The 23,603-nt window shown below is 42.6% G+C and carries 21 protein-coding genes and 2 pseudogenes; 15 read left to right on the forward strand and 8 right to left on the reverse strand.

Annotated elements, in window-relative coordinates; all coding sequences use genetic code 11:
- Positions 1-116 precede the first annotated feature (116 nt).
- Positions 117-1,394, reverse strand: a complete 1,278-nt coding sequence (locus EI161_RS00510) for a TonB-dependent receptor domain-containing protein (protein WP_225735156.1) — start codon at positions 1,392-1,394, stop codon at positions 117-119.
- A gap of 482 nt (positions 1,395-1,876) precedes the next feature.
- Between EI161_RS00510 and EI161_RS14925 the strand changes: the two genes are divergently transcribed.
- Both EI161_RS14925 and EI161_RS14930 read left to right on the forward strand, forming a co-directional pair.
- Positions 1,877-2,563: a solute carrier family 23 protein gene (locus tag EI161_RS14925; RefSeq protein WP_263973691.1), complete on the forward strand. Its 687-nt coding sequence runs from the start codon at positions 1,877-1,879 to the stop codon at positions 2,561-2,563.
- Positions 2,564-2,574: 11 nt separating this feature from the next.
- On the forward strand, positions 2,575-3,315 hold the full coding sequence (locus EI161_RS14930) for a solute carrier family 23 protein (RefSeq protein ID WP_263973692.1): 741 nt from the start codon (positions 2,575-2,577) through the stop codon (positions 3,313-3,315).
- Between the two features lie 119 nt (positions 3,316-3,434).
- On the opposite strand, the gene EI161_RS00520 is transcribed toward EI161_RS14930, so the two are convergent.
- Positions 3,435-4,100 carry a TetR/AcrR family transcriptional regulator gene (locus EI161_RS00520; protein WP_192523418.1) on the reverse strand — a complete coding sequence of 222 codons (666 nt, stop codon included), beginning with the start codon at positions 4,098-4,100 and terminating at the stop codon, positions 3,435-3,437.
- A 323-nt stretch (positions 4,101-4,423) separates the two neighbouring features.
- Here EI161_RS00520 and uraD point away from each other — a divergent pair, with 323 nt between their 5' ends.
- The 5 genes from uraD to EI161_RS00545 all read left to right on the forward strand — a co-directional run bounded on the left by uraD (position 4,424) and on the right by EI161_RS00545 (position 8,768).
- The gene (gene uraD / locus EI161_RS00525) at positions 4,424-4,945 is read left to right on the forward strand and encodes a 2-oxo-4-hydroxy-4-carboxy-5-ureidoimidazoline decarboxylase (protein ID WP_318779290.1); all 522 of its coding nucleotides are present in this window, start codon (positions 4,424-4,426) and stop codon (positions 4,943-4,945) included.
- Positions 4,946-4,998: 53 nt separating this feature from the next.
- On the forward strand, positions 4,999-5,367 hold the full coding sequence (gene uraH / locus EI161_RS00530; protein ID WP_192523420.1) for a hydroxyisourate hydrolase: 369 nt from the start codon (positions 4,999-5,001) through the stop codon (positions 5,365-5,367).
- A gap of 208 nt (positions 5,368-5,575) precedes the next feature.
- The gene (locus EI161_RS00535) at positions 5,576-6,889 is read left to right on the forward strand and encodes a urate hydroxylase PuuD (RefSeq protein ID WP_192528742.1); all 1,314 of its coding nucleotides are present in this window, start codon (positions 5,576-5,578) and stop codon (positions 6,887-6,889) included.
- A gap of 172 nt (positions 6,890-7,061) precedes the next feature.
- Positions 7,062-8,054, forward strand: a complete 993-nt coding sequence (gene puuE, locus EI161_RS00540) for an allantoinase PuuE (RefSeq protein ID WP_192528743.1) — start codon at positions 7,062-7,064, stop codon at positions 8,052-8,054.
- A 153-nt stretch (positions 8,055-8,207) separates the two neighbouring features.
- Complete coding sequence (locus EI161_RS00545) at positions 8,208-8,768, forward strand: ureidoglycolate lyase (protein WP_192528744.1); 561 nt, start codon at positions 8,208-8,210, stop codon at positions 8,766-8,768.
- A gap of 304 nt (positions 8,769-9,072) precedes the next feature.
- Here the strand turns inward: EI161_RS00545 and EI161_RS15065 are convergent.
- Positions 9,073-9,216, reverse strand: a pseudogene (locus EI161_RS15065) (IS1 family transposase); the annotation flags it as partial.
- Here EI161_RS15065 and EI161_RS14755 point away from each other — a divergent pair.
- The 5 genes and pseudogenes from EI161_RS14755 to EI161_RS00570 all read left to right on the forward strand — a co-directional run.
- Positions 9,202-9,312: pseudogene (locus EI161_RS14755) on the forward strand (hypothetical protein); the annotation flags it as partial. The pseudogenes EI161_RS15065 and EI161_RS14755 overlap by 15 nt on opposite strands.
- A gap of 335 nt (positions 9,313-9,647) precedes the next feature.
- Complete coding sequence (locus EI161_RS00555; protein ID WP_192523424.1) at positions 9,648-10,484, forward strand: bifunctional allantoicase/(S)-ureidoglycine aminohydrolase; 837 nt, start codon at positions 9,648-9,650, stop codon at positions 10,482-10,484.
- A 223-nt stretch (positions 10,485-10,707) separates the two neighbouring features.
- The gene (locus EI161_RS00560) at positions 10,708-10,983 is read left to right on the forward strand and encodes a Trp family transcriptional regulator (protein ID WP_192528745.1); all 276 of its coding nucleotides are present in this window, start codon (positions 10,708-10,710) and stop codon (positions 10,981-10,983) included.
- Between the two features lie 65 nt (positions 10,984-11,048).
- Positions 11,049-12,467: an anthranilate synthase component I family protein gene (locus EI161_RS00565; protein ID WP_192528746.1), complete on the forward strand. Its 1,419-nt coding sequence runs from the start codon at positions 11,049-11,051 to the stop codon at positions 12,465-12,467.
- A gap of 34 nt (positions 12,468-12,501) precedes the next feature.
- Complete coding sequence (locus EI161_RS00570) at positions 12,502-13,149, forward strand: anthranilate synthase component II (RefSeq protein ID WP_192523427.1); 648 nt, start codon at positions 12,502-12,504, stop codon at positions 13,147-13,149.
- Positions 13,150-14,098: 949 nt separating this feature from the next.
- Here the strand turns inward: EI161_RS00570 and EI161_RS00575 are convergent.
- A complete protein-coding gene (locus tag EI161_RS00575; protein WP_192528747.1) occupies positions 14,099-15,133 on the reverse strand; it encodes a hypothetical protein in 1,035 nt (344 codons plus the stop codon).
- A gap of 449 nt (positions 15,134-15,582) precedes the next feature.
- Between EI161_RS00575 and EI161_RS00580 the strand changes: the two genes are divergently transcribed.
- Positions 15,583-15,849, forward strand: coding sequence for a zinc-ribbon domain containing protein (locus tag EI161_RS00580; protein ID WP_192528748.1), 267 nt, complete (start codon positions 15,583-15,585; stop codon positions 15,847-15,849).
- 447 nt (positions 15,850-16,296) lie between these two features.
- Here the strand turns inward: EI161_RS00580 and EI161_RS00585 are convergent, their stop codons facing one another.
- The 4 genes from EI161_RS00585 to EI161_RS00600 all read right to left on the reverse strand — a co-directional run bounded on the left by EI161_RS00585 (position 16,297) and on the right by EI161_RS00600 (position 19,891).
- Positions 16,297-17,040: an amino acid ABC transporter ATP-binding protein gene (locus EI161_RS00585; protein ID WP_192528749.1), complete on the reverse strand. Its 744-nt coding sequence runs from the start codon at positions 17,038-17,040 to the stop codon at positions 16,297-16,299.
- A gap of 151 nt (positions 17,041-17,191) precedes the next feature.
- On the reverse strand, positions 17,192-17,875 hold the full coding sequence (locus EI161_RS00590; protein WP_192528761.1) for an amino acid ABC transporter permease: 684 nt from the start codon (positions 17,873-17,875) through the stop codon (positions 17,192-17,194).
- Positions 17,876-17,949: 74 nt separating this feature from the next.
- Positions 17,950-18,786 carry an amino acid ABC transporter substrate-binding protein gene (locus tag EI161_RS00595; RefSeq protein ID WP_192528750.1) on the reverse strand — a complete coding sequence of 279 codons (837 nt, stop codon included), beginning with the start codon at positions 18,784-18,786 and terminating at the stop codon, positions 17,950-17,952.
- Positions 18,787-19,123: 337 nt separating this feature from the next.
- Entirely contained in the window at positions 19,124-19,891 is a 768-nt protein-coding gene (locus tag EI161_RS00600; protein ID WP_192528751.1) for a UTRA domain-containing protein, read from the reverse strand.
- Positions 19,892-20,137: 246 nt separating this feature from the next.
- Here EI161_RS00600 and hutU point away from each other — a divergent pair, with 246 nt between their 5' ends.
- Together hutU and hutH are read left to right on the forward strand one after the other, a co-directional pair.
- Positions 20,138-21,820: a urocanate hydratase gene (gene hutU / locus EI161_RS00605; protein WP_263973693.1), complete on the forward strand. Its 1,683-nt coding sequence runs from the start codon at positions 20,138-20,140 to the stop codon at positions 21,818-21,820.
- Positions 21,821-22,028: 208 nt separating this feature from the next.
- Positions 22,029-23,591, forward strand: a complete 1,563-nt coding sequence (gene hutH, locus EI161_RS00610; protein WP_192528753.1) for a histidine ammonia-lyase — start codon at positions 22,029-22,031, stop codon at positions 23,589-23,591.
- The last annotated feature ends 12 nt before the right edge of the window (positions 23,592-23,603 follow it).

Below are 23,603 nucleotides of genomic sequence, written 5' to 3' on the forward strand. Positions count from 1 at the left end.
TTAGTGTAAATACAATTAAGGCGTGTTGAACATTCACAAATTATATAAGCCATAAAAAAAGACCACCTATATAATATAAGTGGTCTTTTTACTACTAATGAGTAAAGTAGTTTGGTTTAGAACTGATAGGTTAAAGAAGCTTTGATGTTACGACCTGGCTCAAAGTCAGTTCTTAAAGTACCATCGTCACGTGGCGCAACGATACGTGACGCATGATTGGCATAGTTTTCATCAAAGATATTGTATACACCAACTGTTGCTTTTATTCCTTCTATCTGTTTTGGCGAATAGCTCATAAAAATATCATGGACGTCATAGCTTGGTTTTTCGATGTCATCGCCACCCGTATTCGGAGTTACTGAAGCAACATAGGTACTGCGCCAGCCTAGCTCTGTAGTGTCTGTTGGCTCATAAGCCAGATTGAGCATGTATTTATCGCCCGAATCAGAGCTACTGCCTGTTTGTGAGTAGATGCTATAGCCGCTATCTTTACCTTTACTACGTGCATGAGCGTAGCTCAAGCCCATACTAAAGTCATCCATCTTATAATCGGCGGCAAGCTCGACACCTTTGATTTTGTAGTCTTCGTCTTTATTAATTGCACCTTGGCAACTACCGCCTGACGCACCTGTCGCACAATCTAAGCCAACTTTATTTTTGCCTGCACGTACATATTCAATATAGTTCTCGATATTGGTCTCAAAGTATTTACCACTTAATTGCAGTGCATCATCAGCAGTGGTCAAACCACGTAATGTGGTCACAACACCAACCTCGGCGTTATCACCTTCTTCTGCTTTTAAGTCATCATTTACATAAGTCTCAGTGCCATCTTGGTTAAAAATAGCTTGGCTCAAATCTGGACCATTAAACAATTGGGTATAACTGGCAAATAGCTGAGTACTCGGGGCAACCTCGTAGCTGGCGGCCAATCCACCGACGACGTTGTTAAATACTTTACCATCAGCAACGAAATCTGGAGACTCATAGCGATCATAGCGAATACCTGGCGTTAGGCTAAATTTACCCATCTGCCATTGGTCTTCTAAATACACAGAGGTGTTTTGAGCTTCATCGCTACCTGTTTTGGCAGAGTCACGTGCCATTTCAGACTCTTTTTTGTAATGTTCAACACCAGCGATTAGCTTATGCGAACCAGTGATACCCTCAACGATGCTGCTATCAATCACACTGGTATTCTGAATTTTACCGCCTGTAGTTTTGACCTCGGCTTCCCAGTCATAACCAGGGTTTACCGTATAATCTGTATCTCGTGAGATTTTCGTCTTTGTTTGATAGACATTGGTATCAACATCGATTAGCTGATTAACCGGATTATAATTATAATCTAGTCCATAAGTAATGTTGAGGGCATAATAACGAAGTATTAACAATTTGGCAATAATTAATGTAAGAAATTTACGATTAAAAAATGGGCCCGCTGAAAATATGGCTGGGTTTGGGAGACTGGCTATTCAGTTATTAGGTAACGACTATTCACGCCTCATGCTCAGGAAATTGAACGATAAAAAGTATTTTTTCCACTGACTTGCGCTATGTTCTTATAATTAATCGTTATTATTAATAAAATAAACGCACCAATATGAAAAAAAACATTGCAATAGGCAGCCGTTTACATATACCCTTAGATAGTTGACCAATTAGTCAAGTTTAAATAACAATTACTGATCAGATTAAAAGACAATAGCTATCTGCTAGTTATTGGCATAAATGTAAACAGACTTCTCTGTCAGATGAATTAGCAATGCTAATTTTTACAGAGACAGCATTTTTTTCATCTCATATATGGATTCAAAACTTTGCTTAATCATCTGCACAGAGCTTGGCCTATAACTCACTTCACAAGGAAGTTAAGATGAGTGAAAATACTCAAGGAAACCCGGATTTATTGTATGGTCTACATGACCGTCCTGCTCCTCCAAAAGCATTTTTAGGTGCGGTTCAACACGTACTCGCCGCTTTTGTTGGTATCATCACTCCCTCATTAATCATTGGTGGCGCGTTAGGCTTAGGCGAACATATTCCCTACCTAATCAGTATGGCCCTAATGGTATCGGGGGTTGCTACCTTTATTCAAACCCGTAAAGTTGGCCCTGTCGGGTCAGGGCTAATGGCACTCCAAGGCACTAGCTTTGGTTTCCTAGCAGCAGTATTAGCAGCAGGTTTTGTAGTCAAAAACAAAGGCGGTAGTCCTGAAGAAATCCTCTCCGTTATCTTTGGGGTTACCTTCCTCGGGGCATTCGTTGAGATTTTCTTAAGTCAGTTCATCACTAAGCTTAAATCTTTGATGAGTCCAATCGTTACCGGTTGTGTTATTGTCACCATTGGTCTGTCGTTGACCAAAACAGGTCTAACCGATTTAGCAGGGGGTGTTGGTGCTGAAAACTTTGGTAGTATGGAGAATTTACTACTAGGCGGCGGTGTGTTAGTGAGCGTGGTGCTAATCAGTATCGTTAATAATAAAGTCATTCGCTCAAGTGCTATTTTTATCGGTTTAATGTTAGGTCTAATAGTAGCAGCATTTATGGGCCGTATTGATTAGTAGCAGCATTTATGGGCCGTATTGATTTTTCATTGGTCTCAGAAGCCCCTTTATTAACGGTACCCGTACCCTTTAAGTTTGGTTTTGGTTTTGATTGGCAAGCCTTTATTCCTATTGCCTTTATGTATATTATTACCAGTATCGAGACCTCAGGTGATTTGACCGCAACGTCGATGATCTCAGGTGAGCCGATAAAAGGCCCACTATATGAGAAACGTATCAAAGGCGGCGTATTAGGTGATGGTGTCAACTCCGCCATTTCTGGTATATTTAACAGCTTCCCCGTAACCACATTTAGCCAGAATAATGGTGTCATCCAAATGACTGGTATTGCCAGTCGCTATGTTGGCTTTTATGTGGCAGGTATCTTATTTATAATGGGTCTGTTTCCTGTTTTAGGTGCTATCTTTACTCAGTTGCCAAAGCCGGTGGTTGGCGGCGTAACGCTGTTGATGTTCGCTACTGTAGCGACTGCGGGTATTCGTATCCTCTCGACAGTGAACTTTACCCATCGTAATGTGTTAATCATTGCCACCTCATTGGGTCTGGGTCTAGGTGTTGCGTTTGTTCCTGATGTCTTTGCGCAAATGCCACAACTGTTCCGCAATATCTTTGGCTCAGCAGTGACCATGTCAGGGGTAATAGCCATTGCGCTCGATGTGATTTTGCCGAAGAACTATGGTGTCGAATATGATACTGAAGAGCAGCATATCGAAGACGGCCTAAAACCGCTTAGAAAAAAAGCGTCTTAGTAGCTGATTTACAAATGCTTCATCATGATGTATAAAATAAAGCCTCAATAGTATTAAACTACTGAGGCTTTAGCTTGGTATCCATAAATAATATCGGCAACGCTAGCTAGCTGTAATCGCTATTCAATGCCACAGCCACGTAAAATGAATGGCACTAGAAAGTCAGCAGCCCGTGCTTCATCTTGTTCATCGTACTCAGTCTTGTTCATCAAGCCGACGATTTCTGTTTCAAATTCAGCGTAGCGCTGCGTCGTGGCCCAAATTAAAATCAACAGCTGCAATGGATCATCGATAGCGATTTTGCCTTGTTCGTGCCATGTTTTCATCACTTGAGTTTTATCAAGCGCCCATTCTTTCATCACCGTCGACATAAAGTCATGTAGATGTAATGCCCCACCGATGACCTCAAGCGCAAACAGCTTATGCCGATTTGGGTGAGCAAAGGCTTGATGTAATTTGGTACGCACAAACTTTTCGATGACTGTTTTGGGATCGCTGTCCACCGTCATCGTCACCAAGCCCTCATTCCACTCTTCAATAATAGAAAGCAAAACAACCTTATACAGGTTTTTTTTATTCTTAAAGTAATAATGAATATTGGCTTTTGGCAAACCCGCTCGATCGGCGATACCTTGCATCGTGGCACCGCGATAGCCTTGCAATACAAATTCTTCTTCAGCAGCGGTCAAAATCAGTGCTTGATTGTGTGCACGAATATCCTGCTGATTACGGTGTACAGCGCTCTCAGAGGATGATGGTGCGTTTGATTTAGCGTTTTGAGTCATAGGATGAACCGTTAGACATTAATGTGAATAAACAACCATATTCCAGCGTGAATTTAAGATAAACTAATAGATTAATACGCTAATTTTTATGGAACATGGCAAGCAAATATAAAATATTTTTCATAAAGTAGTTGACCAAATGGTCAGGTTTAAGCAGAATGGTTAATATTAAACCAATTACGACTCATTCGATACTACTTTAACATGGGTTTTTACCCTGATTTATGTAATCAAGAGAAATGATCCTCTTTATAAACTTATATCAATCGAATTATAAACTCGTATCATTCAACTTTTTTGTGTCAAAAGATAAGGATATCACTGTGAGCTTATCACTATCGCAACTCAATGCCCTGTCGCCAGCCGATGCTACCTCGAAATTCCTGACCTGTTGCACTAGCAGCCGTTGGGCGAGTCTATTGGCAGATGCGCGTCCGTTTGAAGATGTAGATGCTCTAATGAGCGCAAGCGATGCAGCATGGGGCCAGGCGCAAACAGAAGAAGCCAATTTATTAGAGGCCTTTGACGGTCATCCACAGATTGGTAATGTTGACTCATTAAAAGAGAAATATCGTAATACGCAAGATAGCGCCGCACATGAGCAATCAGGTGCTAATAACGCTGATGACGCTGTGATTGAAGCCTTAGCACAAGGCAATCAAGACTACCTCGATAAATTTGGTTTTATCTTTATTGTTTATGCTACGGGTAAAAGCGCGCAAGAAATGCTTGACTTATTACTCGCTCGCTTGCCAAATGATCGTGAAACAGAACTGGGCAATGCAGCAGCTGAACAAAACAAAATAACCCGCTTACGTTTGCAGAAAATGCTAAGCGACGCTTAAACTTAACTTTAGAGTTAGACTCATTTTTTTCCACACATATAAAAGGAATTATTATGTCCGCTACTTTATCATCACATATTCTAGACACGCATCTTGGTAAGCCAGCTGCTGATATCGCTGTAACACTACATCGTGTGTCTGCGAGCGGTGAAGCAAAACTATTGGCCAATGGCGTTACCAACGCTGATGGTCGCGTGGCACCAGACAGCTGGGCGTTTGACCCATCCATTGATATCGCTGAATATCATATTGATATTGGTCGCTATACATTGACTTTTGATACGCAGTCTTATTTTGATGCACAAAATCTCACTGCATTTTATCCGCAAGTTATTATCGACTTTATGGTCAGTGATGGGAATCATTACCATGTGCCGTTGTTGCTTAGCGCACATGGTTATAGTACCTATCGCGGCTCATAATTTTATCGCTTTATCACTCGAAGCCTTATACGAATAAGGCTAAACGAGCGCTGTAAACTCTAAACGTCTGACAGTGAGGTCAGTGGTTTAAGACCAAATAAATAATGCTGGTATCGCTACGTTGTATCACAATCTTTTATAATAACGAAGGTGAGCAAAAGTCGTTACGAGTTACCAAGATATAACAATATAAAAGGACATTGACAACATGGGTGCATATCTTCTCGATTGGCTAAGTTTATTCTTCCGCTGGTTTCACGTTATCGCTGGTGTAGCATGGATTGGCGCATCTTTTTACTTCGTATGGCTCGACATGAGTCTTCAGAAGCCACCAGAGTGGAAAGCCAAAAAAGGCATTTCAGGTGACCTTTGGGCAGTTCATGGTGGTGGTTTCTACGAAATTGCCAAGTACAAGCTCGAACCTGAAGAAATGCCAAAAACACTGCATTGGTTCAAATGGGAAGCCTACACCACTTGGCTGACCGGTATGATGATGCTTATCATCGTGTACTATATCAATGCCACAGCGTACTTGATTGATCCAAGTAAAGTGGATTTTGGTAGCAGTGTGGGTGCCATATCTACCAGTTTACTGTTCTTATTTGGCAGCTACTTTATTTATGAAGCCATTGTACGCAGCAGTATCGGCAAAAATAAACTGGTTTTTAGTGTCACTATCTTTATATTAATGATTATTGCCACTTGGGGTTCTTATCAGTTATTTAGTGACCGTGCTTCCTTTATCCATGTTGGTGCCATTTTAGGTACAATCATGGCAGGTAACGTATTCTTTGGAATTATGCCTGCTCAGCGCGCATTGGTAGATTGTGTAAGTCGTGGCGTAAAACCAGGTCCAGATGTAGCAGCTTTAGCATTAATGGCCAGAAACCGCTCGGTGATGAATAACTACTTTACTCTACCGCTAATCTTTATCATGATTAGTAATCACTATCCAATGATGTATTCACATGCGCATGGCTGGTTGGTATTGGTATTCGTCGGTATTATCACTGCAACTGCTCGTCATTACTTCAACGAAAAACACTTGGGTCGCAATAAACCAAAATTCTTAGTGGTTCCTGCGATAGCAACCGTATTACTAATTATTTGGATGCGTCCGACACCAATTGAGAAATCACCAACCCCTGCCGTCAGTGCAACTGCTCCAGCAGAAGACGCAGCACCGACAGATACGCCACCTGCTGATGGTGCAGAAGCAGAAGCTGATGCTGCTAGTAATGATGAAAACGCGGCCGAAGCCGTCCCAGTGTCTGCATCTGCTGATGATGCTGCTATGGCTATTGTTCATGAACGTTGTACTACTTGTCATGCCGTGCAACCCACTCACGAAATGTTTAATGTACCTCAAGCCGGTATTGTTTTAGAAACTCCAGCAGATCTAAAAACCTATAAAGCAAGAATCATCACGGCGGTACAAACAGAATATATGCCTTTTGGTAACCTGACTAATATGACAGATGACGAGCGTCAGCAATTACTCGAGTATACCTCAGGGTTATAAGCAAACCGTTTAACAATCTACCTAACGCTGGTTTTTATATCGAAGCCAGCGTTATCACAGTATGGTTTTTGACCCTATCTAGCTTTATAAAAGTTCAGATACTATGGCTCAAATAAAAGACCGCACTTCTTGTTCTACCCTATTTCGTTTTAGTTTATCTAGGATAATCATAATGACAAAAAAAATAACCAGCGATTTTAATCAGGATGCCTATCCGCGTGACCTAAAAGGCTATGCCGGTAATCCACCAAAGGCTAACTGGCCAGGTGGCGCTAAGATCGCGGTGCAGTTTGTACTTAATATCGAAGAAGGTGCAGAAAACAGCGTCATTCATGGCGATGGTCAGTCAGAACGTTTTTTATCTGACGTATTAGGTACGCCTGAGTTTCTCAATCGTCACCAATCTATTGAGTCTGCATTTGAGTACGGTAGTCGTGTTGGCGTTTGGCGTGTATTAGATACCTTTAAAGAGTACGGCTTACCGATCACTACCTTTACTTGTGCTGCTGCTGCTGAAAAGACACCGCATATCGTTGAACGCGTCTTAGAAGATGGTCATGAAATTGCCAGTCATGGACTACGCTGGATTACTTATCAGGATATGTACCGTGAGACTGAACGCGAACATGTACGCCGCGCCACTGAAATCTTTGAGAGCATGCTTGGTAAGCAGCCACTCGGTTGGTATACCGGTCGTGATAGCCCCAATACTCGCGAACTGGTCGCTGCACAAGGTGGCTATATTTATGACTCGGATTCTTATGCCGATGAACTCCCCTACTGGCTCAATGTCAAAGTAGAAGAAGGCAGTAAAATCGCCCGTAAACCGCATTTGGTTATCCCTTATACACTTGAGACCAATGACATGCGTTTTGCTTCTAGCCCTGGTTTTACCAACGCTGAACCTTTTTACCAGTACTTAAAAGACAGCTTTGATACCTTGTATGAAGAAGGCGACAAAGACGGTAAGAACGAGCCAAAAATGCTAACGATTGGCTTGCATTGCCGTATCATCGGTCGCGCTGGTCGTATCACTGCGCTCAAACAGTTTTTAAAATATATCACCAGTAAACCCGATGTTTGGGTATGCCGCCGCGATGAAATCGCCAAGCACTGGTATGAAAACCATCCAGCAACGGCAGATAACACCGCCAACTGGATGTAACTATCGACATTAGAGACGTATCATCATATTAATAAGCAGGTATGTAATAGAAACTAAGCTCGCTGATGATGGTACGCTCAAGGCCATTTATAACTTAATAAACGGCTAAAAAATCAAATAAATGATATTATTAAATAATATAAAGGTGAACTCATGAAAACCACGATAATTGCCCAACCTTTAACCAAAGCTGCTTTTGCACCTTATGGTTCAGTGATTGAGCCTTATGACGATAAAGAAAAATGTCCTGAAAATAGTTGGGATATCAATCGTGGCTATGCGTGTCGTCATGATTCTATCTCAAAAGTGGCATTAGACGGCGGTGAAGTTGGTTTTAGTATTTTTCGCACTAAAAGACGCGACTGCCCTATTACGCTATCGGTCATGGAATATCACCCGTTTGGTACGCAAGCCTTCTTTTCTATGAATTCCACAGATTATCTGGTTGTGGTAGCTAAACCTGGCGACGCGCCCAAATCAGCGGATGATTTAGAAGTATTTTATGCTCACTCGCATCAAGGTGTTCAGTATGACGCCAATGTTTGGCACCATCCGCTACTAGCACTAAAAGCAGATTGTGACTTTTTAGTTGTCGATCGTATCAATGGTGAGGGTAACAACTGCCATGAATTTGAGATTGATGATTGGGAAGTTTGCGTTGATGTGTCTGCTGAGCAAGCTAAATCAGAGAGAGCAAAGGCTAATGCTGTTTAGACATTAAATAAATAGTATTTTGATTGTGCTTTAATTTGATTGTGCTCTAAAAAGCACACTGACATCAGAGTTAGCCAAAATTGACATTAAAAGAACACCAAGTTAAACACTCTAAAATACTTATTGAGCTTTTTAGATAGACAACACATTCTTCTAACGGTTTATTTTAATCGATGTCTGAGACGGCCGTTATTGCCTTCTATACCTACGTTGTACTGTTTTCCCATACATAAGCCACTTCTTGCGATGCACGTAAGTCCAAAACTTATCAACCTCTAACAGTCATTAACCATATTTAATCTTCTATTCTAGAATGACGGCCATGAGAGGTTAAGGCCTGATTATCAATGAACTGACGCTTGCAGTCTTTACATTGATAGTTCTGCTTAACATAGCTTTTTATTGCATTTTTCTTTAGACTTATACTATGACAGTCAGGGCATCTGATTTAGGCATGAGCGCTTCTAAGGCGCCTGATATCAATGACATTGGGCTCATGGAAAACAGAGCAACTTTACATATTTCTAGTCAGCATATCTACAACTGATTAGAGCATGGGTTTTAGATTTAGAGCATGGAACCTTAGGTTTAGAGCATGGAGCTTTAGATGAATCATAGGTCTGTGCGTCATTAGAGAAAATGACAGCTGTTGTCGATAAAAAATGAAAACGATCCAAATTACCGGGCTATGTCTAACGTCTAATAATTTTGACAATAGCTTAGCCCTTCAAGCAAGCTGCAAATGATTTAGTGTTTAAAGGGAAACCCCAGCCAAACGGGTAACCCCCTCCTTTGCTCCACGATTCAAACTCAAAGACTTAAACTCAAAGGTTCAGACACAAATTTATCGCGGCACAAAACCACTAAGGAACATTAACCATGTCAACAAAAAGCACTTATTACGCACCAACTGGCGGCTTGCCTCCACAAACACAACTACTATCTGATCGTGCTATCTTCACCGAAGCTTATGCGATTATTCCAAAGCGTGTATTAACGGATATCGTTATCAGCTATCTACCGTTTTGGACAGGCATGCGCATGTGGGTACTGGCACGTCCACTTTCAGGTTTCTCTGAGACCTTTTCACAGTATATCGTCGAAGTTGAGCCTAATGGCGGCTCAGAAAAGCCTGAGCTAGATGCCAACGCCGAAGGTGTGGTATTCATCGTTGAAGGCGAAATGGATATGACTATCGAAGGTGAGACGCATCATCTTGAATCAGGTGGTTATGCATTCTTACCACCTGGCTGCAAATGGTCATTGAAAAACAACAGCGACAAGCACGTTAAATTCCATTGGATCCGCAAAGCGTATCAACATTGTGAAGGTATTGATGTACCTGAAGCGTTTGTAACCAGCGATCACGATGTTGAAGCCATTGAAATGCCGGGTACTGATGGCGTATGGACAACCACCAGATTTACCGAGCAGTCTGATATGCGTCACGACATGCATGTGAATATCGTTACTTTCCAGCCAGGTGGCGTGATTCCATTTGATGAAACGCATGTGATGGAACATGGTTTGTATGTACTAGAAGGTAAAGCTGTCTATCACTTAAACGGTGAATGGGTAGAAGTTGAAGCAGGCGACTTTATGTGGCTGCGCGCATTCTGCCCACAATCTTGTTACGCTGGCGGACCTGGTCCATTCAGATACTTACTATACAAAGACGTGAACCGTCATATGCCGTTTATTCGTCCAGTAAAATAAGCCATCTAGAATAATTAAAAGCATAATTATTAATTCGAAAATAAAGCCAGCTAATTACAATTAGCTGGCTTTTTATTTTTATGTCGAATTGAATATTTTTAAACCAAGCTTTAATAACGTAATGCTAAAACATCCATCACTTTACTTGTTTTTTATGTACTACTGTACTAGAATACTGAAACAAGATGATAATCAATCTGTTTTTAAATGAAGACTACATATTATGAGCACCGATCCTTATCATAGTTTATTAAAGCATTTAGCCAGTTGTCATGATAGCGCCGCTATCGAAATGCTGCTCAGTGCCTTGTTAACCGATAAAGAGCAATTTGAGATTGCCAACCGTATTCGTATTTTTGATTTATTAGCACGCGGTGTCACCCAACGTGAAATTTCTGAGCAGCTAGGCGTTGGTATTGCCACCGTCTCTCGCGGTGCTAAAGCGATGCAAATTCATGACGTCAGCGCGCTGCTAGCAACTCACAGACAAGACGATTAAAACATCAATCAACGCTAATTACATTTATTCTAGCTTTACCTATTTGAATTACTTTGGACCTCGTTATGACCTCTCCTACCCCACAATATGATCAACCTGCCGCTATTGATATCCCTAGCAAGCCGCAACGGATAAAGCTGACGCAGGATATCGATTTTCTAGCTTTATTTAAACGCATTGAGCGTGCTTTTGATACTTGTTATTTGCTCGAATCCTTAGGCGAAGATAGCCATATGTCACGCCATCATGCCATTGGTTTTGATCCAGTGATGACCATTACTGCTATCGACCGTACTATCCTGGCGATTACCGATAACAAAACCGCTAAAACTGACCATTATCAGACGGACAATCCCTATCAGCTGCTACGTACTATCACTCCGCAGCATGTCATTGCCCGCGAACAAAGTGGCGGTTTGGTTGGTTATCTGGGCTATGACAGTGTCAATTTCTTTGAGCCAAGTGTCAATGCCAAGCCGAGCGTCGATTTTGAACCGTTTAAGTTTGGCGTTTATCTAGATGGCTTAACGCTCGATAAGATGACTGGAGAGATTTTCTACTTTTATTATCCAACCGAGCAGCAAAACAATCGTATCGAACAGATTAAAGCCTTGCTTGATGCACCGACCCCAGAATACGAGCCACCTACAGTAGAATTTTTAGGCGACGGCATGAGTCAAGACGAGCATGCTAAAGTAGTGATGCAAGTCAAAGAAGACATCATCTCTGGGCGTATATTCCAGTGTGAGGTGGGCTTTAAATCTAAATATCGTATTGCTGGCGATAAAATGCCCATTTATGAAAAACTGCGGGCGGTTAATCCATCGCCGCACATGTACTTTATGAAATTTGCTCAGCAGTGCATCATCGGTGCCTCACCTGAATTATTGTTTCGCTTGCGTCAAGGCGAGATGGAAACTTATCCACTCGCAGGTACGGCAAAGCGCGGCGGCGATGTCGTCGAAGACCGTCAGCTTGCCAGAGCGCTGCTTAACGATGACAAAGAGATTGCCGAGCACAATATGTTGGTCGATTTGCATCGCAATGATATTGGCCGTGTGGCACGCTTTGGTACGGTAAAGGTGCGCAATTTGATGGATATCAAACGCTTCTCACACGTGCAGCATATCTCCTCTGAAATCGTCGGTATCTTGCATCCTGATGAAGATATGTTTAGCGCCCTTGCCAGCAACTTTCCTGCTGGAACGCTGTCAGGCGCGCCAAAGGTTGAAGCCATTAAAGTCATTAACGAGCTGGAGCCAGATGGTCGTGGCGCTTATGGCGGTGCGCTTGGGTCCTTTAACTTTAATGGTGATTGTATCTTTGCCATCCCTATTCGCAGCTTATTTATCAATGGCGAATCAGCCTACGCACAAACCTGTGGCGGTAATGTCTATGACTCCAATCCCGCTGATGAATATCTAGAAATTCAGCGTAAGCTTTCTGCCATGAAGGTAGTATTAGACAGTTTTATGAATCCGTAAATTGCTTATATTTTTGCCAAAGAGTTGATAACCAATGAATGTTTTAATTATAGATAACTACGACTCGTTTACCTTTAATCTTTACCAATACATTGGTGAGATTTTACAGACGATGGACAGTGATAAAGAAGCAAACGTCATTGTTAAACGTAACAATGAGATAACGTTAGCAGATGTACAGGCCATGAATCTTGATCGTATTATTATCTCACCTGGCCCTGGTGCGCCTGATGATCCTGCCTATTTTGGTATTTGTGCCGAAGTGATTGAAGTCATGGGCAAGACAACACCGCTATTGGGTGTTTGCTTGGGTATGCAGGGCATCGCCCATGTTTTCGGCGGTGATGTAGTACGTGCCAGTGTACCGATGCATGGCAAGGTTTCAGCCATTCGCCATGATGCTGCGAGCGTTTATCAAGGCTTACCACAAGAGATAGAAATCATGCGCTATCACTCATTGATGGTACAGGCAGATACCCTACCAAATTGCCTAACTGTCACTTCAGTCGTCGCCAATGATGCTCATGCTGAATTAAGCTTGGCTGAATCAGCGCTAGCAGGCGATGAGATTATGGGTGTTCAACATAAAGACTATCCCATTCAAGGGGTACAGTTTCATCCTGAATCTTTTGCGACCGAAGGCGCTAAACGCTTGCTGACTAACTTTTTGCTACAGGTGTAGATCTACTATGTCCGCCTGCTCTCTAAACAAATCTGGCTTACTAAGATACAGGCTATTAAGCCGAATAAGTTTGTTTGCTAGGCGCTTCTGTTAGCTCAGCGGTAGCGCTTTTAGAGACAAATTTTATATTAGGGATGGATGTACAAGGCCAGCTGATTTAAAAAAAGAGCAAATACAGTGGATAAAACAACGTTCTAAAGACTGCGGTGCAGATGCTACACATCAACCCAGAAGCCAAGCTGAAAAAGTTTATTTTATTCAGCAAAATGACACTCGAGAAAGAGCGTGGTTTTTGTGGATTGATTGAGGTGTGTCCTAATTTTAATAATAGGCCTACTGCATAAGACCAGTGACTTAGCAGGATTTTTCACGCAGTATTAGGCAACTTTAGCAGCAACAATACCTATTTATGACTCATCAAACACACCCTAATATAGATGGTTCCCTTATATCAGTCTATTTTAAGTGTTCTGTTAATTGATTTGAAGGATGAAATGACTGGTTCCAATAGGGTATAGGCTAGTAAAACCTACCAATATTGAGCCATATGTATGAAAGAAGCATCAAATCTAAAACAAATATAACAGCAAGGATTTTTGATAAAACTTTAATTGTCTTAACAATATTTTTGTCTGACTTAATCGTATTTATCGTGATAAATACGATTAAAAATATAATTAAAACAGGCGCTACGTACATGCTAACTATCCCTAGAGTCACGAACATATAAGAAGCAATCATATCGAGGTAATAAGTCATATTGAACCTTGTCATCATAACTAGCGCTATTAGTTCGACGCCTGTATAGCGCACCGATCACGAATAGACCATGTGTGGTAAGTACACTATGAAGTACACTGGAACTATCTGAGGGAGAAAACCCGCTGGTCTCATGAGCCTAAAGCCTAGTATTCGAGTTCTCACTAGGTAACCGAACCAGTGCAATCACCTAATTCCAGCTAGTATTTGGCTGGGGCAAAGTGTCAACTCGATCTTCCCAGCGCCTTGCTTGTTCGGCATAATCTAGATCAATTGTCTTTAACCCCTCGTATAATTTTGTTAATTCATTTGTAGCAACATAACTTCCTTGCTTGGAGAGATCTTCAAGCTCCTTAAGTTTTGGGTCGAATAGTTGGTGAATCATGTCTACCGTGGAATCATCAAGCGTTTTATTCATTCGACTGATGCAACTCTTTACTAATATAGCCTTCGTGTCCAAGTGCCCTGCTTTGGATAGCAAATAAGCAGTCACGGCTTCAACACTACTCTCAGTCTCATGCTGTAAATTAATAGGATTGTTATCACTGATATGTCTTTGTTTTTCTATGATTGCTATCGCAACCATAGAATTAAGTAATGGTGATACATCGTTAGGGCTAAAGGATTGATGGTAGTCAACCACATAGCTCATATACTGCACGGCTTTAGCATCGTCTTTAGGTACGAATTCGCCTAAATAACTATGAACCGCCATATAGATATATACGTTTATGAACTTGTCTGGATCGTGCTTTTTCTGTTTTACCTGTTCTACGTTTTTAATTATTTGGTCAAGTTCTTCATTATCTAAACCTTTATATTGAGAGAAGCCTTCTGGTACATCACGAATAATTATCTCCGCTATCTTGTCTAAATCGTGTTCAAGTTGCTGATACAGCGCAATAGCCTCTTTGTCACTACTGAATGGCTTACTGGCTTTGCATGGTTGAAAGTCTTCCACTTGAAGATCTAAGTCATTAGAATGAACTTCAATACCATTTGGCGTTTGTGTGAGATTATTCAGATCAATGGGCGTGTCAGACTGTTCGATGTGCTTGTAGATGTCACAACTTGATGAGCTGTCAGCAACGCTTGATACGTTAAAAGACGGGTTAGGTGTGCTTTGAGCGATTGCCATTGATGACAGCGTAGAAAGCACAGCAGCTGAGAATATAGATAAAATTGGGTTTAGATAATTATTAATATCTGCTTTTTTATTGTACATAGTGCACTTTCCAATATATTTGATAGAGTGAATTGTGAGCATATCTTATACTTTGCAGGTTAATAACTTGGATTTACAAAACAGGGAACATACCGAACTTTCTTGTTTTCGTCTGATACATGACTAGCAATAATAGCGGAAAATTCAGCGTTATGGTTTCAGAATAAAGTGGTTCGCATGATTTGTTCATTTCTAGCCTAATCTATGACTTTTATGAGCAGTCTACGGTCTAACTGATGTACGGCTAGAAAGTAACGAAAAGCTAAAACTTTATGACTAATTATAGTTATTTTATGCAAACAACTACTATGGTCAATTGTTCAATAAAATAATATTTAGTTGAGGAGCCAAGAAAAAGCTTTTAGAGAGTGTTAAAAATCTTATTTTGTTATAATTGAGGAATATTAAAATTGGAATACACACGCACAAAGAGCAAAAATCGACTACTTGTGAATCCAGAAAATTGGGGAGTCAGTGAGAATACTTATGGAATAGCACCTAAATACTACTATGATTTAGTATATCCATGTTTAGATTGCAGTAAGCTCGTTATGTGGTCTGCGGAAGAGCAGAAATATTGGTATGAAGAATTAGGTAAAAATACAAATTCAAAAGCAGTTCGTTGTCAAATTTGTCGTTGTCATACTCAAGCAATTAAAGAAGAGCAAAAAAGACACATGGAGAAGTTAGAAAATCTAAAAAAAGATAAAAAATAATAGTTTTTCCACTTATGAATAATCCTCCACATTGCAAAAAACAACTCCCGTTGTCAAATTCGTATAACTAAACTTTAAATTTTTTAACCATACACTTCAATGGTAATGACCTGCATTGACGATTCTATAGTCATTAAACTCATATTTAACACTAGCAGTTCGGTTCGTTGACAGCGCACCGAACGTATCCCCATAACGATGATTATGGTAAATGTTTCTTGCACAAAAAAGCCGTTGTATCGGTTGCGCTAAATTAGCGATACCTTCAGAGAAATATGTTCAACAGATATTAGGGTATATTGCAGACAGACTCATTTCGAACGTAAACAATGCAGACTTATGCAAGTGATCTAATACTGATAAAAATGAGGAATGAGCCAAAAAAATCATCAGCCGATCGACTGATGATTTTTTTACGATTGAATAGGTTACAGCTGAATAAGTAGTTTATAGCTGAATACGCTGCAAAAATGCTTGCGTGCGTGGGTGCGTTGATAACTCAAACATTTGCTCCGCGCTGCCCTCCTCGACCACATATCCATCTTCAATCAACACCACATGGTCGGCGACATCACGCGCAAAGTTAATCTCATGGGTCACCACCACCATCGTCCAACCTTCAGACGCTAGCTGTTTCATAGTCCCGAGTACGTCTTGTACCAACTCAGGATCCAGCGCAGACGTTGGCTCATCGAACAATAACAATGACGGCTCAATCGCTAAGGCACGAGCAATACCAATACGCTGCTGCTGACCGCCAGATAGCTGAAACGGGTAAAGGTTGGCTTTGTCAGACAATCCTACCTTATCGAGTAGTGCCACTGCTTGCTCGCGCGCTTGCGCTTTACGTTGCCCTTGTACCACCGTAGGCCCAAGCATCAAGTTTTCAATTGCTGTCTTATGTGGAAACAAATTATAAGACTGAAACACCATGCCTGATTTACGCTGCAAGGCCAATAAAGTTTTTTTATTCGGCTTATGAGCAAAGTCGACCGTCAAGCTGCCATCATCAAAGGCAATCACGCCTTGATCTGGAATCTCAAGCGCATTCAAACAACGTAAAAACGTCGTTTTACCTGATCCTGATGGCCCTAATATCACCACCACCTTACCTTTATGAATGGTCAAATCAATGCCTTTTAGCACTTGATTACTACCAAACGCTTTGTGAATATTACTGACTTGAATCATAAAGATTTCCGTTTAAACATTAGAAAAGATGCTTTATAAAGAATAGGTTATAGCATTCCCAAAACTTGAGTAGCAAGGAAAACGAGCGTAAGTACTACACCTAATAGGCTAAGCACGTTTGACGCCACCAATCGTACTTTCGGGTTGGGTATTATTTAGCGACGTAGCGATCTAGGCGGGTCTCAAGCTTACCTTGGATAAAGGTCAAAAACAGACAAATACCCCAATAAATAAACGCCGCTTCGGTATAAACCAGCATAAATTCATAGTTACGCGCCGTGATAATCTGCGCCTGTTTAAACAGCTCAGTGACCAATACTAGTGACGCCAACGAGGTATCTTTTACCAAACTGATAAAGGTGTTCGATAACGGCGGCACTGACACACGCAGCGCTTGCGGCAAAATAACATGGCGAAAGGTTTGCAAATAGGTCAAGCCGACGGTTGAGCCTGCTTCCCACTGTCCTTTTGGAATAGATAAAATAGAGGCGCGCACCGTCTCAGATGCATAAGCACCGATATTGAGTGAAAAAGCAATGATTGCGGAGGGAAATGGATCAAGTTTTAACCCAATACTCGGCAAACCGTAGAAGATAATAAACAACTGTACCAGCATCGGCGTACCACGAATGGCAGACACATAAATACGGGCAAGTCTGTAAATCACCTCATGAAACCAGCCAGCACGCGGCACGATACGAATCAGCGCCACTGTCAGCGCAATGGCCATACCGATGGCGAATGATATCAATGCCAGCGGTATCGAATAATAGATACCACCTTTGAGCATGGGCCAAAAAGACGAGATAACGATTTGTGCCCGATCAGGACTCATAAAAGGCAATAACGCCAATAGATCTGCGAGCCATGACGCCGACATAACAGACGCTGGTATAGTGGAAGCTAGCATTATTTTTGTTGACTTATATCAGCACCAAAGAATTCTTCGCTAAGTTCGGTTAGCGTCCCATCAGCTTGTAATGTCGCCATCGCGTCGTTAAGTTTTTCTACGACTGCGTCATCACCTTTAATCAATATCAAACCTGAACCACGCTGCTCGCTCTTAGGGGCCGTCAGCTTAATCTCAAGATTGGCATCTGGGAATTTTTTTAGATAATCTAACACGGCAAGTCGATCGTTCATTGTAAAGTCAGCACGGTCTTGTTTGACCAATTGCACGGCTTGCGCCATACCGTCGACAGGGACGATTTCTGCTTCATAGCGTTCTGCCAGCTCACCGTAATTACTGCTCAGTGATTGCGCGGTACGCAAGCCTTTTAAGCCTTCCCACGAACTGTAACGATTGTCATCAGTCGGTGCTAATACGACGGCTCCTGACCAGCTATAAGGTGTCGCGATATCATACTTTTTCTGACGCTCAGGGGTGGTCAAGCTCACTTGATTCGCCACCATGTCAAAGCGCTTTGAATCCAAACCTGCCAGCATCGCATCCCACTGGGTCTCTTTAAAATCCACCTCAACGCCTAGCTTATCCGCAACAGCTCGTGTGACTTCGACATCATAACCGGTGAGCTTGCCGCTCTCATTGTGATAAGTGAACGGTGGATAGGTGCCTTCTGTACCAACGATGATAGTATCGCCATTATTGATACGTTGCAGCAAATCTGAGCTACCACTCGCAGCACTGTCTGTTGCAGTGGTATCGGTGTCATTAGTAGTGGACTGACCACAAGCGGCCAGTAATACGGTACTGGCGGCAAGGGCTAAAAGAGTACGACGTTTCATAAGGCGTCCTTATAAGATGAATGAATAATACAAAAATATAACTGGAGCAAAACTATATAAGCCGAACAAAATGGCTAACTCATGAAATACAGGGATGGCGATAAAGCCTGTGCTCTATTATCTTTGGCCTTGGCTGCCCGATTTGAGGATATGCAGTATATTTTTCAATACTACGGCTATATTATCTTTAAACTTTAGGGTTTTTAGAACAAAACAGAACTTTGGCGATGTCGTCTAATTGGCGATGTCGTCTAAATAGTGGCTATTCCATATGTTAGCGTAATTGGGAGAGAATAAACGTACAAAAACAGTGAGCATGCGTAAGGTTACATCTCATTTATAACTCGCCTGAGAACTGATAGCGGTCACCTGCATGCCACATTTTGACAAAGGTCAGCACTTGACCTGACGAATAGGTTTGCCGACGCAAGACTAAGGTTGGCGATTGTACGGATATCTGTAAGGCAGCTGCAATCGCATCAGGTGCGGCTACGGCACGAATGGTATAGCTGCCGCGCTCCAGTGGACTTTTGGCAATGAGGTAATCGCTGGTGTTGACCACACTAAAATCCTGCTCGATAAATTCAGGAACTTTGACGGCATCGACCCAGCGTTCTTCAAACTGTATCGGTTGACCATCAGCAAAGTGGATAATTTTTACCTCATATAAAACCACTGCGTCGCTATTATTAGTATCAACATGACTGACCTTTTGTAAACCAGAAGGTACAACCGCTGCCTCAAGATCAAACTTACGCCGCAGCTCATCATCTAGCATAGCGGCTGTCAGAGGACGCTTACTCACAACCTGCGCCTGATAATCGCGGTTGGCTGATTTCAAATCTTGAGCGATATTGCGCACTTCCACAAAGGTGTGATTAAACTGCTGCTGAGCGACAAAAGTCCCTGAGCCTTGCCGACGCTCCAATACCCGCTCCTCGCTCAGCTCTTTTAAAGCGCGATTTACCGTCATCCGTGACACACCAAACTCTTCTGCTAGCGCCATTTCTGTAGAAATCGCATTGCCTGCCTGCCATTTACCAGAATGAATATTGTCTAATATCGCATTTTTAATCCGCTGATACGCTGGAATTGTCTTTGTCATATCCGCCTTTAACCGTCAACTGTACTCATGGGAATAGCGCCATAATATCACGAGATAACCTGACAAGCCTCAGCAAAACTACATGGTAAGTACCTAACTACAAAATCACTAAAAAATTAATGGGTAATAAATAAAAAACCTTGCATAAAAAAAACATTCCTGATAATTTGTATATACAACTTTAAAAGCTTTAGTTTAAAAGAACCACTACTTAGAAAATCATAAGGAACGATGATGACTAATAAAATGACCCGCCGTGACGAGAGCCGCAATATAGCCGCACCGACCGGCAGTACCCTACACTGTAAGAGCTGGCTGACCGAAGCGCCTTATCGCATGCTGCAAAACAATCTGCATCCTGATGTCGCTGAAAACCCAAAAAGCTTGGTCGTTTATGGCGGTATCGGACGCGCAGCCCGTAATTGGGAAAGCTACGATCAAATCCTAGAATCACTAAAAGAATTAGAAAATGATGAAACCTTACTGGTGCAATCAGGCAAACCAGTCGGCGTCTTTCAGACTCACGAAAATGCACCGCGTGTATTGATTGCTAACTCCAACCTTGTGCCGCGCTGGGCCACGTGGGAGCATTTTAATGAGCTCGACCGCAAAGACTTATTTATGTACGGTCAGATGACTGCTGGTAGTTGGATTTATATCGGTACCCAAGGCATCGTCCAAGGTACTTATGAGACTTTTGTCGAAGCTGGTCGTCAGCATTATGATGGTAGCTGGGCAGGCCGCTGGATTTTGACTGCCGGTCTTGGCGGTATGGGCGGCGCGCAGCCATTGGCCGCGACCTTTGCTGGAGCGACTTCGCTAAATATCGAATGCCAACAATCTAGTATCGATTTTCGCTTGCGTACGGGCTATATCGATAAGCAGGCTGATAATCTAGACCATGCTTACGAGCTTATCAAGCAGCATACCGATGCTGGTGAAGCGGTTTCTATCGCCCTACTTGGCAATGCTGCGGACATCTTACCTGAAATGGTCAAACGCGCTAACGCTGGCGGCATGAAGCCGGACTTGGTCACTGACCAAACCTCAGCACATGATTTGATTAATGGTTATCTACCAAGTGGCTGGACCGTTGAAGAATGGAAAGCTGCTCAAGAAAATCCAGAGCAACATGCCGCGCTAACCAAAGCAGCGGCTCAGTCTTGTGCGGTTCACGTACAAGCAATGCTAGATCTACAAGACATGGATATTCCAACGACCGATTATGGTAATAATATCCGTCAGGTGGCTTTTGATGAAGGGGTTAAAGACGCCTTTAATTTCCCAGGTTTTGTTCCGGCTTATATACGCCCCCTATTTTGCCAAGGTAAAGGGCCATTTCGCTGGGTAGCATTATCAGGTGATCCAGAAGATATTTATAAAACTGATCAAAAGATTAAAGAGCTGTTCCCAGAAAATCAACATATCCATCGCTGGCTTGATATGGCAAAAGAGCGTATCCAGTTTCAAGGATTGCCTGCGCGTATTTGCTGGTTAGGTCTTGGTGAGCGTGACAAAGCGGGTCTTGCCTTTAACGAGATGGTCAAAAATGGTGAGCTAAAGGGCCCTATCGTTATCGGACGCGACCATTTAGACACAGGCTCTGTTGCCAGTCCAAACCGTGAAACAGAAAGCATGAAAGATGGCTCAGATGCCGTATCTGATTGGGCGCTATTGAACGGTATGCTTAATGTCGCAGGCGGCGCAACTTGGGTCTCTCTACATCATGGCGGCGGTGTTGGCATGGGCTATTCGCAACATTCAGGCATGGTCATCGTCGCTGACGGAACTGATGCGGCAGCCAAACGCTTATCGCGAGTACTGGTCAATGATTGCGGCTCAGGTGTCATGCGTCATGCTGATGCAGGATATGAGCTGGCGATTAAGACAGCCAAAGAATACGGCCTAAACTTGCCGATGATTAAGTAGCCCAAATCATTTTTACCTTATAAAAATAAATATATAGTTGATTCACTTTAAAACTGATACGAGTGCTACTGGAGTAATTTTTTCGCAGCCTCTGTCACGCTCGCGAACAGCAAGCAAGAAAAATTGATAACAGTAGCACGTGGTTATTTACTTTATTACAGTCGTATCGACTTTATTTAGAATTGCCTATATAACAAGGATTCTCCCTATGAACAATATCAAACAATTAACTCTACACCCTCGCCAATTAAGTTTTGCGATGTTGCGCGATATTTACGAGCAGCCTGTCGTATTGACCCTGCCTGACAGCGCTTATAAAGCGATAGATGCCTCACATGAAGATGTACGCACCATCATTGCACGTGATAAGAGCGCTTATGGTATCAATACCGGTTTTGGGCTTTTAGCAAAGACCCGTATCAGTGATGATCAGCTCGAGCTACTTCAGCGTAACCTTATCGTTTCACACTCGGTGGGTACTGGTGAGGCATTGCCAGATAGTGTGGTTCGATTGATTATGGTCATGAAGGTTGCCAGTTTGGCGCAAGGCTTCTCTGGCGTACGTCGCGAGGTCGTTGATAGCTTACTTGGCTTAATTAATAATCAAATCACGCCAAACATTCCTGCCAAAGGCTCAGTTGGCGCGTCAGGAGACCTCGCCCCTTTGTCACATATGACATTGGCAATGATGGGCGAAGGCGACGTCTATGTCGCTGGTCAATGCGTGCCAGCCGCTGAGGCGTTAGCGCAGCATGGTCTTGAGCCAATTACCCTAGCGGCCAAAGAAGGTCTTGCCCTTATCAATGGCACCCAAGTATCCACCGCATTGGCATTGCGTGGTTATTTCTTGGCGCGTGACTTACTTGAGACAGCAACTATCGTCGGCTCACTGTCTATCGATGCCGCTAAAGGCTCAGATGCACCGTTTGATGCCCGTATTCACGAAGTACGTGGGCACCATGGTCAAATTGAAATCGCCAAAGCCCACCGTCAGCTTATTAAAGGTAGCGCCATTCGCGCCTCCCATGACGGCGAGCAAGACGATAGAGTACAAGATCCTTACTGCTTACGTTGTCAGCCGCAAGTAATGGGTGCCTGCCTTGATATCATCAATCAAGCAGGCAAGACACTATTGATTGAATCAAATGCCGTCACTGACAACCCACTTATCTTTAACAATGAAGACGGTCCTGTTGCTATCTCAGGTGGTAACTTTCATGCTGAGCCAGTGGCCTTTGCGGCTGATATTCTAGCCTTAGCCATTGCCGAGATTGGTTCTATGTCTGAGCGCCGTATCGCCTTGCTAATCGATGCGACTCTCTCAGGTGGTTTACCGCCATTCTTGGTTGACAATGCTGGGGTCAACTCAGGCTTTATGATTGCCCATGTGACCGCCGCCGCACTCGCCTCAGAGAACAAATCCATCGCTCATCCTGGCAGCGTCGATAGTATTCCAACTTCCGCCAACCAAGAAGACCATGTATCGATGGCAACCTATTGCGCACGACGCTTGTATGAAATGGCGCAAAACACTGCCACTATTATCGGTATTGAGCTACTTGCTGCGGGTCAAGGAATCGACTTCCATCGTGGACTAGATACTTCAGAAGCATTGACGACCGCGCATCAAACACTACGCGCGCAAGTGACGTTTTATGATAAAGACCGCTACCTAGCGCCTGATATTGAAGCGGCAAAGCAGTTAGTATTAGCTGGTACCCTTGCAGAGCATTGGCAAGAATTACGTAGCAATTGGTACGAGTCTAAGTAAGCAGATAGCTTT

The sequence above is a fragment of the Psychrobacter sp. FME5 genome, from assembly GCF_014861375.1.
In the GTDB taxonomy this organism is placed as follows: Bacteria; Pseudomonadota; Gammaproteobacteria; order Pseudomonadales; family Moraxellaceae; genus Psychrobacter.

Coding starts and splice junctions, on each gene's coding strand:
- EI161_RS14925 (WP_263973691.1), top strand. CDS start 1,877: ATGAGTGAAAATACTCAAGGAAACCCGGATTTATTGTATGGTCTACAT.
- EI161_RS14930 (WP_263973692.1), top strand. CDS start 2,575: ATGGGCCGTATTGATTTTTCATTGGTCTCAGAAGCCCCTTTATTAACG.
- EI161_RS00520 (WP_192523418.1), bottom strand. CDS start 4,100: ATGACTCAAAACGCTAAATCAAACGCACCATCATCCTCTGAGAGCGCT.
- uraH (WP_192523420.1), top strand. CDS start 4,999: ATGTCCGCTACTTTATCATCACATATTCTAGACACGCATCTTGGTAAG.
- EI161_RS00535 (WP_192528742.1), top strand. CDS start 5,576: ATGGGTGCATATCTTCTCGATTGGCTAAGTTTATTCTTCCGCTGGTTT.
- puuE (WP_192528743.1), top strand. CDS start 7,062: ATGACAAAAAAAATAACCAGCGATTTTAATCAGGATGCCTATCCGCGT.
- EI161_RS00545 (WP_192528744.1), top strand. CDS start 8,208: ATGAAAACCACGATAATTGCCCAACCTTTAACCAAAGCTGCTTTTGCA.
- EI161_RS00555 (WP_192523424.1), top strand. CDS start 9,648: ATGTCAACAAAAAGCACTTATTACGCACCAACTGGCGGCTTGCCTCCA.
- EI161_RS00560 (WP_192528745.1), top strand. CDS start 10,708: ATGAGCACCGATCCTTATCATAGTTTATTAAAGCATTTAGCCAGTTGT.
- EI161_RS00565 (WP_192528746.1), top strand. CDS start 11,049: ATGACCTCTCCTACCCCACAATATGATCAACCTGCCGCTATTGATATC.
- EI161_RS00570 (WP_192523427.1), top strand. CDS start 12,502: ATGAATGTTTTAATTATAGATAACTACGACTCGTTTACCTTTAATCTT.
- EI161_RS00575 (WP_192528747.1), bottom strand. CDS start 15,133: ATGTACAATAAAAAAGCAGATATTAATAATTATCTAAACCCAATTTTA.
- EI161_RS00585 (WP_192528749.1), bottom strand. CDS start 17,040: ATGATTCAAGTCAGTAATATTCACAAAGCGTTTGGTAGTAATCAAGTG.
- EI161_RS00590 (WP_192528761.1), bottom strand. CDS start 17,875: ATGAGTCCTGATCGGGCACAAATCGTTATCTCGTCTTTTTGGCCCATG.
- EI161_RS00595 (WP_192528750.1), bottom strand. CDS start 18,786: ATGAAACGTCGTACTCTTTTAGCCCTTGCCGCCAGTACCGTATTACTG.
- EI161_RS00600 (WP_192528751.1), bottom strand. CDS start 19,891: ATGACAAAGACAATTCCAGCGTATCAGCGGATTAAAAATGCGATATTA.
- hutU (WP_263973693.1), top strand. CDS start 20,138: ATGACCCGCCGTGACGAGAGCCGCAATATAGCCGCACCGACCGGCAGT.
- hutH (WP_192528753.1), top strand. CDS start 22,029: ATGAACAATATCAAACAATTAACTCTACACCCTCGCCAATTAAGTTTT.